Genomic DNA, 13,535 nt, shown 5'->3' with positions numbered 1-13,535 from the left:
TGAACCTGAGCCACCACTACCTCAGCGACGCCATGATGCTGCAGGTCTGGGACGCTCTCGAACCCGCGGGCGTACGGGTGGACCTGTCCGAGCAGCAGCCCGAAAAGTATCGAACCAGCCCCCACCCATCGGACCGCAACATCGAGGCCGGCGACTACTTTTGAGTGACGACCGCGTTCTGGCGTCCTGCTGGGCGCCCACTGATCGGCGGCGCGGCTGCAGGAGGCGATGGGAGAAGGGTCTCGCTCCGGCCGGTCCCGATCCGTAGCTCGCCCGTTCCGCGTCCGATCCGGAGCCCGGCGGCGTCCGGACCTAGGTTCCATTTCCACAGAATCGGAGTGCATCCGCGAGATGTAATCTTCCCATGCCGCGCCGGCAGTGTCCGCCGCATTCGATGAGACGAATCTGGTCGCGCATGCCGGGCTGGTCCCAGTGATGCGATTGCCCGAGCGGTGCGGACTCGCCGAGCTGGTAGCGGACAAGGTGAAGCTGGGCGGAGCGAGGAACGGCGCGGGTGCGGCGGCGGATGCCAAAGCCATGAGCATCGTGGGCGGCATGGTCGCGGGTGCGGACAGTATTGACGACCTGGACGTGCTGCGGCACGGTGCGATGGCCACGGTGTTCGGTGAGGTTCGTGCCCCGTCCATCCTGGGTACCTTCCTGCGCTCCTTCACCCACGGTCATGCTCTCCAACTGCACGCTGTGCACCGCAGGTTCCTGGCCGCGCTGGCCGCGCGCACCCCGCTGCTGCCCGGCTCGGGCGAGAAGGCGTTCATCGATGTCGACTCCACCCACAAGCGCGTCTACGGCCGGGCCAAGCAAGGCGCCGAATACGGGCGGTTCAAGGGTATCCGCACCCTGCACCCCCTGCTCGCCACGATCTGCACCCCCACCTCGCGCCCCGTGATCGCCACCGTCAGATTGCGCCGCGGCAAGGCAGCCGACTCCCGTGGCGCCCCGAAACTGGTCAGCCACGCCCTGGCCACCGCGGTGGAAGCGGGCTGCTCCGGCCTGCGCATCCTGCGGGCGGACTCCCAGTTCTACAACGCCGGTGTGATCGCCGCGTGCCGCCGGGCCGGGGCCCGTTTCTCCCTCACTTGCGGCATGAATCCTGCCGTCAAACGCGCCGTCCTGAGCATCCCGGAAGAGGCGTGGCAGCAGATCACCTATCCCACCGCCGTGCCCGATCCCGAGACCGGCGAGCTCATCTCGGACGCCGAGGTCGCCGAGATCCCCGCGTACACCGCGTTCGCCAGCCGCAAGAAAGCCGACCGGGTCACGGCCCGGCCTGATCGTGCGCCGGGTCCGCGACCTGGCCCAACCCGCCGCCATCGGGGAACAGGGCGAACTGTTCCCCGCATGGCGCTATCACCCCTTCTTCACCGACAACCCCGCCCCGACCCTTCAGGCGGAGCGCGAACACCGCCACCACGCCGTCATCGAGCAGGTCATCGCGGACAGCAAAGCCGGAGCCTTCGCCCACCTGCCCTCCGGCCACTTCCACGCCAACACCGCCTGGCTCACCCTGTGGGCGATCACCTGCAACCTGCTCCGGGCCACCGGTGCACTGGCCTCCGGCTTCCACGCCAAGGCCACTACCGCCACCCTCCGCGCCCACCTGGTCAGCCTCCCCGCCCGGATCGCGCGTTCCGTCCGGCCTCTCATCCTGCACCTGCCCCGGCGATGGCCCCGGCAGCACGCGTGGACGCACCTGTTCGAAACCATCCACGCACCACCCGAACCGGCCTGACCTCCCTGTCCACCCCGCCCACCCGGGCCCAACCGGAACTGAAATCGTGGAAAAGCTGGGCAGACCAGCAAATACCCCGCGCCTACGACCAGTCGGCGACCCCAGGCCCAGCCCAACGAGCGCCAAAAGCCGACTTCGGAGCCGACCGGTGGATTGAGGCTTAGGCAGTGTCCGATGGGTCGTGTGACTCGCCCTCTGGTGGATCGTTTCGGTCGGCGTGGGGCGGGGCGGGATTCTGTTCCGGCAGCGGACTGGTCTGCCGTGGCGGGATCTGCCGTCCCGTTTCGGCAAGTGGAAGACAGTTCATGACCGTCATCGCAGGTGGTCAGCGGACGGCACGTGGGAGAGGATCTTGCGGGCCGTCCAGGCCGACGCCGATGCCGACTGCTGGATCGACTGGAGCATGGTCAGCGTGGACTCCACCTCCTGCCGGGCTCATCAGCACTCGGCGGGAGCTCACTCCCGCCCGCCAAGAGTTCCCGGCAGACGAAACACGCCCGTCCGGCAGCGGCCCGACGAGGCCCTGGGCCGCTCAAGGCGCGGGCTGACCTGCAAGATCCACTTGGCGGGTGAGGGCGGACGTCGCCCACTCGCCTTCATCATCACGCCCGGCCACTGGGGCGATGCCCCGCAGTTGATCCCCGTGCTGGAACAGATCCGGGTTCCGCCGCTGGTCGGCGGACACCCGCGTACTCGACCCGATCACCTCGGCGGCGACAAAGCCTATTCGTCGCGCCGCAATCGACGCTATCTGCGGCGGCGCCAGATCAAGCACACGATCCCGGAGCCCAAGGACCAGCGTGCCAACCGCCGGCGGGGCGGCAGTAAGGGCGGCCGTCCGACCGGGTTCGACACAGAGATCTACCGGCGCCGCAACGAAGTGGAGCGGACGATCAACCGGCTGAAGATCTTCCGTGCGGTCGCGACCCGTTACGACAAGAGGGCCTACGTCTTTCACGGGACGGTCACCGTCGCCTCGATCCGCCTCTGGCTGCGTACGTGACGTTTGCTTGCCCCTACTCCAGCATGCGTTCCGCGTCATCCGGAACCCAAGGGAAGGGGACATCGGGCCATCGCGCGGCAGCCCACGCGTCGAGATCGACGGCCAGAACGGCGTCGATGAAGACCTGCGGCGGCCGGTAGCCGTGGGCGGTGATGTAGTGGGTGATCAGGAACGGAGCGGCGTAGGCGATGCCGGACTCGCCCGGGATACGCACCTCCCCGTTTCCTTCCGGAGCGACTTCCTCAGGACACAGGTCACACTCGTGCACCCCGAGGCACACGTTCATCCACTGGACCTCCTTAACGGCCTTCAGCTTCTCCACGAACACCGTGGGGACCGTTCCTGTCGAGTACGGGTTACCGGCCTCCAGCCAGCCGATGCTCAGGCGGGAGTACGCCGGGCGGTACCAGAGGGCGTAGAAGCCCGACTCCCTGTCCGTGAACGCATCCTCGTCCTGGTAGTCGTACTCACTGAGATCTTCGTAGAACACCCGCACATCATCGCCGTACCGCCTCGGTGACGCCCATGCGATCCCACAACCCATCGGACACGGCGTAGTCCTCCAGCCGTAGATCGTTATGTGCCTGGTCTTGGGACTGTCTGCCACTGGCGGAAACTCAGGTGGCCTCAGCGCACGATCTGGGTAGAGTCGGGCGATGCCCGAGCTGAAGCGGCTGCATGCCGGCCATGCCCCGGCGGTCCTGGCCTTCGAGCTGGCGAACCGCAGCTACTTCGCTGCCTCGATTTCCGACCGTGGCGACGACTTCTTCGACCAGTTCACCGACTGGTTCAACGCCTCGCTGGCCGAGCAAGAGGCCGGCATCTGCGCCTTCTACGTGCTCGTCGCCGAGGACGGCTCGGTACTCGGCAGGTTCAACCTGTACGACTTGGAGGACGGCACTGCCAGACTCGGCTACCGGGTCGCGGAGCAGGTCGCCGGCCGCGGAGAAGCGACCACGAACGTCCGGGAGCTGTGCCGGATGGCGACAGCGATGCACGGCCTGCGCACATTGCGGGCGGCCACCTCCCACGACAACGCCGCGTCCCAGAAAGTCTTGGCCAAGGCTGAGTTCGTCCCGGTTGGCCCTGCCACCCCGGCCGATCTCGGCGGCAAGTCAGGCACTTGGTACCAGCGCGACCTCCAGCCATAGACCTTGATCTTGCTCGTGGGTCGGCTGCGGGAAGGCTGCGGCCACCGCTGATCATAGATGTGTCGTCCCGCTGCCGTGTCCCCCTCGGCACGCTCCCCGGAGGGCGGCACGGCGGCGGTGGAGTGGCCGCTGAGGCAGGAACAGGCACGTCGTGACGGGATGCCCTCGGTGCGCCGAAGGGTGTCTCACGCCGTGAGCAGGACGTCTGTACGGCTCTGCGTGCGCGCCTGCCCGGCCTGATCAGCTCCGGCTCCGTGGACCGTCACGCTTCTACTTTTTCGGGGACCGTCGTCTCCGGTCGCGGCAGGTCGACATGCTGCTGCCGGGAAGCCCTTCACGGTCGATGGGCTGTGGAGTCAGTCAAGGCCGGTCGCCCATGCCGTCAGCGCGGCGAAGTCGTCGACGCCAAGGCCGCATCGGGGGTCGACCCGGTGCAGTAGGGCGGGACCGTCATGGTGCTCCTTCACCCAGGCGCGATCCGCCTCTGTGATCTCGTCGTCGACCCAGGCGAACGCCCGGCCTTTCGCCCACGCGACGATGTCCGGCGTCTTCCAGAACACACCGCTGCCGGGCTCGGCCCGCGGCGAGGACCAGGCGATGAAGGGCAGTTCGGGCAATCCCAGTACTGGTGCGACGAAGGCGTTGGCTTCTTCCTCCCACGTCGTCGCCCATACCATGTCGAAGGGAAGCGCGTCCAGTGCCGGGCCGTGATCCGGATTGAGCCACACGCGCAGCGGTTTCACCGGCTTGTTCGGTAGCCCCCACTCAGTCAGCCGACGCCGCTCATAGGTTTCCCAGCGCGGCGTCAGCAGCCGGTGCGTCTCGTATCCCTCAGGCCGTCGGTGCGGCTTCGCGGCATACGGGTTCAGCGGTCCGTCCACATCCACCAACAGCACTGGACGCACCAGCTCATCCCCCTTGATCGTGCCCCGCACGGTACCGGCCGATGACGAGACCGCCCAGCGAAATTCCGGAAGGCAGCAATCTCCAGTACGTCAGGGCTTCGGGCGGACAGGACTATCTTGATGTGACCGCAGTGATCACAGCCTCGCAGACGTCCTGGATAGTTCCGTCCACGCCGCTGAGGCCACGTCAGTTCGGCAAGCTGATCACCGCGCTGTGACAACGAGGGTGCGGATCCGGTGCGCAAGGGCCAGCCGTGGAGCCTGCCGCTGGAAGACCGCGTCCTGCATGGACCTCAGCGATGTCATTGACCGTGCCGAACTGGGTACGGAGCTTCTCCGGCGGATCGGAATCATCCCCGAGGGCCGGTCGAGGCCCCGCCTGGACGAGGACATGCGGGCGGCGTGGGCGCTGTTCGAGACGGCCTGCCGGTTCTACGGCGCGTGGGGCCCGGAACCGCTGGTGAAGGCCGTCCGAACAGGTCCCGGCGCTGGTCGGGTTGCCCGACGGTGAGGCGATGGAACCCTTCCTCCAGGAGCTTGCCCGGGTCGGCCTTGTGGACGTCGGCGAGCACCTGGGCCGGCCGCCTGCCACCACCGTGTACCCGCAGCCTCTGCCGGAAGAGCGGCGCAGCCACCCCTGTGTGCCGTGCCAGGGGTGCGGTGAGTGCTCGTGCCGGTACGTGCCCGGCCGGTGCCAGCCGTGTGCCGATGCTGGCCGTGCTGAGGCGCGTCTGCGCCAGGATGGGGCCCGTTGGAAGGCGCAGCGGGAGGCTGGTGCCACCGATGCCAAGGGCCGGAGCGGGACGCGTTTGCGCCGCTGGGACTGTCCCTTGCTGGAGAACCCGGACAAGGCGATGGCCCAGTTGCCGGAGGTACGCGATCTGGGGCGGTTCATCTCGCATCCGTGGTTGCCGGAGCTGTTCACCGTGGAGGAGTTGCGGGCGAAGGGCTGCCGTACGAGGCGCTGTGCCATCTGTGGCCCCGACCCGCTGTAGGCCCCGGGGAGCCCGAGCCGTGCGGGGAGCCAGACCCTGTGTCAGAGCAACAGGCGATCGGTGATCGTGACTGTGGGGTGGGTTTGTACGCGGAGTTCACCACTGCATTCGCCCATGTCAAAGCGGGTGACGAGGTATTTCTTCTCCGGGTCGGCCCGGATGATCAGTTCGGTGGCGCTCTCGCGGAACATGTCGAGGACTGTGGCTCCCGTGCTGTTGGTCCACCGGAGGCGGATGGATCTGCCCAGCGGGCTGTAGGCGAAGGTGAGGTGTTCGCCGCTCGGGTAGGAGAAGGTCAGGAGCCGTGAGCCGTCGTCCATCGTCTCCGGCCAGGCATCGAGCCTCTCGAAGACGTCCAGGTCCTCGGGAGTGATGAACTCTCGGTCCATGTACTTCCCCTCGCTCGCCCGGTGCCTCTGGAATCCGGTTGGGACAGCTTCCAGGAGGGTTGATGCAGCTCCCGTGCCGGGGGCTGCGTCTCCCAAGCTTTCCACGCACTCGTCGCTGCAGAAGGTACAGAGCCGACAGAGGCACTCACAGACAGAGGTTGTAGTCGGGCTCGTCATCTCCCGGATAGAGGGATCGCCGAAAGGGGTTCGGGCCAGCTGTCGACGGTGCCGGTGTTCGTGAGCTCCTCGTAGAAGCGGCCCGTGCCGCATCCCGTGCGGCGGTTTCTCGCTCGGCTGCGGCCGCCGTCTGCGCGGCGAGTTCCTTGCGCGGTTGCGGGTCGGCCTCCGGTTGTAGACGGTGCAGGGAGTGCCGTCGGCGAGCAGCTGGGCGATGCCCTCCCACTCCCCCAGCTCCGCCGGACTGTGCTGGTCGCCAGCCAGGGCCTCGTGGCCGGAGCCCTGGCGTGCCAGGAACCGGGCATCCTCCAGTGCAAGCGCCGGTTATGCCCTCCGCGCGGCGGCGGACCGCCGCCGGCCGATGCGGGCCTGGTCAACCGGCTCGGGTGTGGCAGCACGGGGGACGAAAACTCGTCGGGGTCGTCGGGGTGCTCATCAGAACCCGGATGCGTCACAGCGGAAAAGTGGTTGGCGAGGTGACGGAAAATATGCGAGGGCTGAGGGGAAACTACTTTTTGCCACCCTGGACTTCTGCCGTGGTGCGCTGTGAAATCTCGGCACTCGATGAGGCTGGATTCACACCCGGAATCCCTCCCGAGCCCGCATAAGCACCGCTCCACCCCCTTCGAGCACACGACTCACAGGTCGTCACAAGCCCCGGACAGCACGGCAACACGCCACGGGGCGGACGAGGTTGGGTCCATCGCAGCAGCGCGGACTGCCCTTGCCGGTGGGGACGACGACGGCGAACCGGTCAACGGCGGAAGGCGGCAGCCTGTACGTTGCGGTTCTCCGCGTGCGCCCCGCGAAGTCGTCGGCAGCCCGCGCAGGCGGCTGTCTTCCGGCAAGGCCCGTCGTACGCTCCTGAGCCGAATGCGCGCGCCGAGAGGGTGACGCCGGCCGATGGTGGTGGCTGGGCCGGGGACGGAGAGAAAGTACGTCCCCCCATGCCGTCGTTGAACGAGGTGCTGATGGCCCTCGAGGAGCAGCACACCGGTTCTGCCATCTACGCGGCCACACCCTGGAGGGCAGATTCCGCGGTGGTGGTCGCGAGTTGGGACGTGCCGCCCCGTGGGCTGGCCTGTTTCCTGGAGTGGAGCTCGCCCGCGACGTGCTGGAGGTCTGGTCGGCCTGGCGCGATGGCGCCTCGCCCAGTGCGCAGGAGCGGTGCTAGGCGGTCCTTCACTACGCCGAGCATGACACTTACCAGCCAGCCTGAACGCGACCGGTCACAGCCCGCCGACGGCGTGCGAACGTGTCGGTCGCTTCCCCAGGGTGAGGCAGGCTCCGGCCAGGGGCGGTGGAGAGCCGGACTGCCCTGGCCAGAAGGTTGTGGCGCTTCGTAGTCGGCAGGAGTGACGCAGGTTGTGCGCACGTGCGCTTTCCGAGTCCAGGCGACACTGGTTGCGTGATTATCGAACGCGCGTATGTCCATATCCCCTCGTACGACGAGGAAACCTGGCCTTGGACGGTGCCCTGCGTCCGACAGCTGCTCAACGAAGGGCTGCGGTTCACCGCCCCGGTGACCTTTCTGGTCGGTGAGAACGGTTCGGGGAAGTCGACCCTGGTCGAGGCGCTGGCGGAGGGGTTCGGCCTGGACTCCTACGGCGGCTCCCACGACTGGCGCTACGCTTCCCCGCGCGGCAAGTCGCCCCTCGGCGAGCGTATGAAATTCGACGCCGCCTCGGGGCGCGGGCGGCGTATGGTCACCAGCTGGTCAGCCCGCAAGGGCTTCTTCCTGCGTGCCGAGACCGCGCTGGACGCCCTGGGCAGGGAGGGGTTCTCGCCGGACTATGTCAGCCATGGTGAGGGCTTTCTCGCGGCGTTCCGCGGGAAGTTCCTTCACGCCGGGCTCTATGTTCTCGACGAGCCGGAGGCAGCGCTGTCCTTCTCTTCGTGCCTCGAGCTGATCGGGCACATCGACCGGTTGGCCAAGGAGGGCGGCCAGGTCATCTGTGCCACGCACTCCCCGTTGCTGACCGCACTGCCGGGCGCGGACATCATCGAGGTCGGTGAGCACGGCATGCGGAGGGTCGCCTGGCGGGAGCTCGGCATCGTGGATCACTGGCGCCGCTATCTCGCCGACCCGCACACCTATCTGCGGCACATCATCGAACCGTAGGCGGTTCCCCCTCAGCCCTCGTCACATGGGCGATGGAGAAACCCCGGCGTGATCGACCCCGAAGCAAGATCTCAAGCGGGCCGCAAGAGCAACCATGCCGAGCTCAGGCCGGGCCCGCGCGCATGCTCATCCGGGTGATCGCTAGCGGATTTGTCACAGGCGACGTCTCAGCGGCTCTCGGTGTTCCCTGCGGCCGCACCGCCTTGTCCAACGTGGGGTTGGTGTCGCTCTTCTTGTCGGTTGCGATCATCGTCGTGTTGGTGAAGGCGTCGACGAAGTCCGGCTGGGGCGCCGGAGCCGGGCGGGAGAGGCTGGCGCGGGGGCGGGCTGGCCGCTCCCCTGGTTCTGTCCGTTGCTCTTGGTGCTCAAGTGTGCAGCAGCAGTGCGACAGTCGACAGGCCAAGCCCCACGGCCAGCGACCAGAGGCTCACCGCCCAGTACCGGGCCTTCAGCTCGTGGCGCCGCTTGTTCCTCTCGAAGATCGACGCCCGGGTCGCCGCCAGTTCGGCCAGCACCTGGCTTTTGGCGGAGCGGACATGGGCGGCGAGCATCGGACAGGGCTCCAGGTCCTTGCGCTCCGCCACACGGATCGTCTGCACACCCGTGAGCAGGGTGACGGCGTACGCCGCGAAGGCGCAGTAGGCAACGAAACCGCTACCGGGAAACTGGCAACACTCAGGCAACGCACTCCCTGCCTGCACCGATAGCGCAGCCAGGCGCCGGTTTCGTGAAGCACGCCCCCTCGCGGCACATCTTGAGCGACCACTTCTGAAAGTGGCGAAGGAGCGCAAGTAGGTCGTCAGGGCCATTCATTTGCCGCGACGGTCGGGCCGTCCAGTCGTTGTCATGCAGCCCGAACTGACCGTCGTCGTCAAGCCGTTGAGCCTGGGAGGATCACGACGAAGATGCAGCGAGCAGTGGCAGGAGTACGAACCAGAACACGATCAAACCCACGACTACGGCCGCGATCGTCTTGCCCCGGTCCCACCTCCTGGGCGGCGGCAGCGGGCGCGGGTAGGCCGGTCCGTACGGCCCGACCGGGCCCGGCGGGTAGGGCTGGAAGTGCCCGGCCGGAGGGTACGGGCCGCCGGGCGGTGGGGTGGGGTGCTGGGGGCCCACCGGCCGGGCCGCCATCGTCGGCGCCGCGGCGAGCGGCGGGGCTGGGGACGGGGGCGTTCCGTAGCCGCTGGCGGGACCGGGGGCGGGGGCCGCGGTTCGGGTCGGGCTCTGTGCGATGTCAGCTCTGGTGGGCGGCGGGGTCTGGGAGGGTGCGGGTGCGGCTGCGCGGTGGGTGATGTCCGCGGCCACGGCGGCCGGCAGCCAGTCGCCGGGCCGCCGCAGCTGCGTGTCGCCGGAGGCTGTCTGGCACATCCGCAGGATCTCATCGAGCTGCGGCCGGTCCTCCGGCTTCTTGGCCAGAGCCCGGCTGACCAGCTCCCGCAGCCCGTCCGGGAGGTCGTCCAGCGCGGGCTCGGCGTGGACGATGCGGTAGAGCACACCGTGCGAGGTGCCCTCACCGAACGCCGGGGTCCCCAGCGCCGCGTACGCCGCGATCTGGCCCAGCGCGAAAATGTCCGTGGCCCCGCTCACCCGCTGCCCCTCGGCCTGTTCGGGCGCCATGAACGAAGGCGTGCCGACGGAGACCCCGGTACTGGTGAGCGACGTGGCGTCGGCAGCACGGGCGATACCGAAGTCGATGACACGCGGCCCGTCATCCGCCAGCAGCACATTGGAAGGCTTCAGATCCCGGTGGACGATGCCCGCCTTGTGGATGACCTGGAGCGCCTCCGCGACCCCCGCGACCAGGAACAGCACGGTCTCCACCGGCAGCGGTCCGTGCGCCGCCACCGCCTCGGCGACCGAGGGCCCGGGGACATAGGCGGTGGCCAGCCAGGGATGGGAGCCCTCGGTATCGCTGTCGATCACCGGCGCGGTGAAGAGGCCCTGCACCCGCTCGGCAGCCCGCACCTCCTGCTGGAAACGGCGCCGGAACTCCGAATCCTCACCGAACTCGGGACGGATCACCTTGATGGCGACCGGGCGCCCACCAGGGGTGTAGGAGAGATAGACCTTGCCCATGCCACCCGCGCCCAGACGCGCCGCGAGCCGGTACCCGGCAACCGAGGTGGGATCGTCCTCCGCGAGTGCGGTGAAGACCTCCGCTGCCGCTCCGTCAGTCATCAAACCCCGCCCCTGCCTTCCTCGTTCGCCTCAAGACCACCTGACAGTACCGGGCGCCTGATCGGCTGGAGGGACCAGGGAGTGACTCCCCGATCACCTCTCGCGGTCATGCTGACGAGCCCCGGCGCAACCGATGCGGGGGCTTTCTCCATGGATCACCGTTTTGCGACACACTGGGGCCATGAGCAGGAAGGGAATCGGGTACGCCGCCGCGCGGCCGTACGCCGTCGCTGACTCACTCGCCGAGCTGCACGGCCCGACGAGCGGCGAGGTGCGCCTTCCCCACCGGCTCGACTGGGGGCCGCCCTACACCTACGCCCTGGCGGATGCCGGCGAGGTGGCCGTGATGTACGAGACAGTGATCCGCGAAGCCCGCGACCCCGCGGACCTGGCCGCCTTCCTGGACGCCGAGACTCTGCGGACCCTGTGGCCGTCCCTCTTCCTGCCGGCGCCCGCCCGGGCCCTGTGGGAAGCCCGGTTCCCCGAGTTGCGACAGGCAGCCGCTGCGTAGCGGGCGAGCTGCACCAACGGCTGATCACCATTCCTGGAGGTCGCTGCCCCGCGCGGCGTAGCACTCGAAGGCGGGTATGCAGTCGCCTCCGGCGCACCGGCTGGTCCGGCCGGGTGGCCTGCGGTCCCGACTCGTGCGGGGCACGGCCTTCTGGCCAGCGGTCGCTCGGCACGCCATGGCTGAGAAGATCGCTGCACTCAAGGAAAGTGGCCTGGTCGAAGAGCATGGACACTTTGTGGCCGAGCTTCTCGGCACTACGTCGTGTTCAGGGATGTGGTCATGGGGTGCATGCAGGTCCCGAGCGCCAGGGACGTAACCTGCAGTCAGCGAGTCAGGAATTGCTGATGCGCCGTAGCCATCCATAAACGGACGCGGGTGGCTCCCGCACTCTGAGGTGCCAGGTGCCTCATGAACGATCAGGAGGCTGACCAGTGATCACGCTGACTGCGGTGGGCGGGGTGGCCCTGGTCGAATTGGGCATGGCCCTGACTCCGGGACCGAACATGGTTCACCTCGCCTCCCGCGCGATCACCCAAGGCCGCAGGGCGGGCCTGATCAGCCTCAGTGGGACCGCCGTCGGGTTCCTGTGCTACCTGCTGGCCGCGGCTGCAGGTCTGTCCGCGTTGTTCGCCGCGGTGCCGGTGGCGTACACGGTGGTCAAGCTCGCCGGGGCCGCCTACCTGGCCTACCTCGCCTGGGACATGCTCAAGCCCGGCGGTCGCTCGCCCTTCGCCCCGGACCAGGACCTGCCCCCGATCTCCGACGCCCGCCTGTTCTCAATGGGGCTACTGACCAACCTGCTCAACCCCAAGATCGCGCTGTTGTACGCAGCTCTGCTGCCCCAGTTCCTGGACCCGCAGGCAGGCCCGCCCTGGGCCCAGCTGCTCCAGCTGGGTGGTGTGCAGATCATCGTCGGGGTCGCTGTGAACGCGTTGATCATGCTGGGAGCAGCACGGGTTTCAGGGTTTCTGGCCACCCGGCCTCGCGTCATGGCTGCCCAGCGGTTCACGGCAGGCGGCTTGCTCGGCGTCTTCGCTCTGCGCACTGCCCTGTCCCGTACCCCGGCATCAGCCTGACCCTGACTCGCAAGCCGATAAGTTGAGCCATCTTCACATTGGTGCAGTCAACTGGGCCCGCGTGAGCGTTGAAGGTGGCTCGCAGGGTGGTGAACCCTCTCTCCGGGCGTCTGGGTAGCCACCGGCTCCTCGCATGCCGTGGGACGCGCCCCGCCTTCGGCGGGATTGCGGTGCCATGCGATGCTGGCGCGGTGTCCGCCGCCCAGCTGTCCCCGGAGCCCATAACGGCCGACCCACCTGGCTCCACAGAGAGTCCGCTGCTCACCCAGTCCTGGCTCGACCTGGCCTTCATCCACTGGGCCGTGGACCCGAAAGATGTGGCGGGACTACTCCCGGCCGGGACCGTGCCCGACACGCTCGACGGCGCTACATACGTCGGCCTGGTCGCCTTCCGCATGCACCGCGTCGGCTGGTTCCGCGTTCCTGGGATCCCGTACCTGGGAACCTTCCCCGAGACCAATGTTCGCCTCTACTCGGTGGACGAGTACGGCCGCCGTGGCGTGGTCTTCCGCTCGCTCGATGCCTCGCGCCTGGTGCCCGTGGTGATGGCACGTATCGGCTTCCGGCTGCCTTATCTGTGGTCCCGTATGGCCATCCGCTCCGATGGCGACACCCTCACCTACACCAGCTCGCGGCGCTGGCCAGGCCCCCGCGGTGCGCACAGTCGCATCACCGTGCGGAGAGGCGAACGCCTCACGGAACCAACCGAGTTGGAACACTTCCTGACCGCCCGGTGGGGGATGCACAACGCCTTCTTCGGTCGGCAGATGTACCTGCCCAACACCCACCCGCGTTGGCCATTGCATCGGGCCGACCTGATCGAATGCGACGAGGATCTGGTGGCTGCGGCAGGGGTGCCGGAACTGGTGGGTGATCCGGTGAGCGTGCTGTACTCGCCTGGCGTCCCGGTGCGTTTGGGCCGCCCCGCCCGTCCGGCTGGTGTCCCGACTCCCTGACAGTCGGCAAGCGCGTGAATCCCTCTCGAACATCCACCCACGCTGGCCGCTGCACCAGGCTGAGCTGGTGGAGTGCGACGAGAACCTGATCGCCGCGGCAGGCCTCCCGGCGCCAGCAAGAGACCCGGTGAGCGTCCTGTACTCCCCGGCGTCGCCATTCGTTTCGGACGGCCCATCCGCCCGGGGCGGCATTCCGACGCCGTGATAAGCGGGCCCAGCAGAGCGCAATCGTCGAGACTTCCGAGGCTCGCACCGTGGTTTCCCTTGGCGCTCCTCCGGGTCCGGCAGTGTGGAGCCGTCCGGGACGACGCCGAGTTCG

Annotated in this window: 10 protein-coding genes and 5 pseudogenes; 10 read left to right on the top strand and 5 right to left on the bottom strand. The window is 68.2% G+C overall.

The annotated features are described in order from the left end of the window. The first annotated feature begins 378 nt into the window (after positions 1-378). Positions 379-1,750 (top strand): annotated as a pseudogene (locus ACTWP9_RS34675) (IS1380 family transposase). Between the two features lie 229 nt (positions 1,751-1,979). Then, positions 1,980-2,753 (top strand): annotated as a pseudogene (locus ACTWP9_RS34670) (IS5 family transposase); the annotation flags it as partial. A gap of 13 nt (positions 2,754-2,766) precedes the next feature. Here ACTWP9_RS34670 and ACTWP9_RS34665 read toward each other — a convergent pair. Beyond that, positions 2,767-3,243, bottom strand: coding sequence for a DUF7919 family protein (locus ACTWP9_RS34665; protein WP_443250305.1), 477 nt, complete (start codon positions 3,241-3,243; stop codon positions 2,767-2,769). A gap of 166 nt (positions 3,244-3,409) precedes the next feature. Between ACTWP9_RS34665 and ACTWP9_RS34660 the strand changes: the two genes are divergently transcribed. Next, on the top strand, positions 3,410-3,904 hold the full coding sequence (locus ACTWP9_RS34660; protein ID WP_443250304.1) for a GNAT family N-acetyltransferase: 495 nt from the start codon (positions 3,410-3,412) through the stop codon (positions 3,902-3,904). 356 nt (positions 3,905-4,260) lie between these two features. Here the strand turns inward: ACTWP9_RS34660 and ACTWP9_RS34655 are convergent, their stop codons facing one another. Beyond that, a complete protein-coding gene (locus ACTWP9_RS34655; RefSeq protein ID WP_443250309.1) occupies positions 4,261-4,812 on the bottom strand; it encodes a hypothetical protein in 552 nt (183 codons plus the stop codon). A gap of 119 nt (positions 4,813-4,931) precedes the next feature. On the opposite strand from ACTWP9_RS34655, the pseudogene ACTWP9_RS34650 reads away from it, so the two are divergent. Next, positions 4,932-5,094 (top strand): annotated as a pseudogene (locus tag ACTWP9_RS34650) (IS5/IS1182 family transposase); the annotation flags it as partial. Positions 5,095-5,639: 545 nt separating this feature from the next. After that, positions 5,640-5,804, top strand: coding sequence for a hypothetical protein (locus ACTWP9_RS34645; protein WP_443250303.1), 165 nt, complete (start codon positions 5,640-5,642; stop codon positions 5,802-5,804). Between the two features lie 41 nt (positions 5,805-5,845). On the opposite strand, the gene ACTWP9_RS34640 is transcribed toward ACTWP9_RS34645, so the two are convergent. Then, positions 5,846-6,193, bottom strand: coding sequence for a hypothetical protein (locus ACTWP9_RS34640; RefSeq protein ID WP_443250302.1), 348 nt, complete (start codon positions 6,191-6,193; stop codon positions 5,846-5,848). Between the two features lie 1,585 nt (positions 6,194-7,778). Here ACTWP9_RS34640 and ACTWP9_RS34635 point away from each other — a divergent pair. Then, a complete protein-coding gene (locus tag ACTWP9_RS34635) occupies positions 7,779-8,492 on the top strand; it encodes an AAA family ATPase (protein WP_443250301.1) in 714 nt (237 codons plus the stop codon). 365 nt (positions 8,493-8,857) lie between these two features. On the opposite strand, the gene ACTWP9_RS34630 is transcribed toward ACTWP9_RS34635, so the two are convergent. Both ACTWP9_RS34630 and ACTWP9_RS34625 read right to left on the bottom strand, forming a co-directional pair. Then, entirely contained in the window at positions 8,858-9,091 is a 234-nt protein-coding gene (locus ACTWP9_RS34630) for a hypothetical protein (protein ID WP_443250300.1), read from the bottom strand. A gap of 337 nt (positions 9,092-9,428) precedes the next feature. Next, positions 9,429-10,673 (bottom strand): annotated as a pseudogene (locus ACTWP9_RS34625) (serine/threonine-protein kinase); the annotation flags it as partial. 181 nt (positions 10,674-10,854) lie between these two features. On the opposite strand from ACTWP9_RS34625, the gene ACTWP9_RS34620 reads away from it, so the two are divergent. The 4 genes and pseudogenes from ACTWP9_RS34620 to ACTWP9_RS34605 form a co-directional block, all read left to right on the top strand. Beyond that, positions 10,855-11,184 (top strand): hypothetical protein, encoded by a 330-nt coding sequence (locus tag ACTWP9_RS34620; protein WP_443250299.1) that lies wholly within the window; start codon positions 10,855-10,857, stop codon positions 11,182-11,184. A 431-nt stretch (positions 11,185-11,615) separates the two neighbouring features. Continuing rightward, a complete protein-coding gene (locus ACTWP9_RS34615; RefSeq protein WP_443250298.1) occupies positions 11,616-12,260 on the top strand; it encodes a LysE family translocator in 645 nt (214 codons plus the stop codon). 191 nt (positions 12,261-12,451) lie between these two features. Beyond that, a complete protein-coding gene (locus ACTWP9_RS34610; protein WP_443250297.1) occupies positions 12,452-13,216 on the top strand; it encodes a YqjF family protein in 765 nt (254 codons plus the stop codon). A gap of 22 nt (positions 13,217-13,238) precedes the next feature. After that, positions 13,239-13,421, top strand: a pseudogene (locus ACTWP9_RS34605) (DUF2071 domain-containing protein); the annotation flags it as partial. Positions 13,422-13,535 lie beyond the last annotated feature (114 nt).

Source organism: Streptomyces sp. 3N207, assembly GCF_052246355.1.
Taxonomy (GTDB): domain Bacteria; phylum Actinomycetota; class Actinomycetes; order Streptomycetales; family Streptomycetaceae; genus Streptomyces.
Note: the sequence above shows the minus strand (reverse complement) of the source record. Positions and strands in the feature narration are given on the sequence as shown.

Excerpts from the sequence above, each read along its gene's own strand:
- ACTWP9_RS34660 (WP_443250304.1), top strand. The coding sequence starts at position 3,410 with ATGCCCGAGCTGAAGCGGCTGCATGCCGGCCATGCCCCGGCGGTCCTG.
- ACTWP9_RS34640 (WP_443250302.1), bottom strand. The coding sequence starts at position 6,193 with ATGGACCGAGAGTTCATCACTCCCGAGGACCTGGACGTCTTCGAGAGG.
- ACTWP9_RS34620 (WP_443250299.1), top strand. The coding sequence starts at position 10,855 with ATGAGCAGGAAGGGAATCGGGTACGCCGCCGCGCGGCCGTACGCCGTC.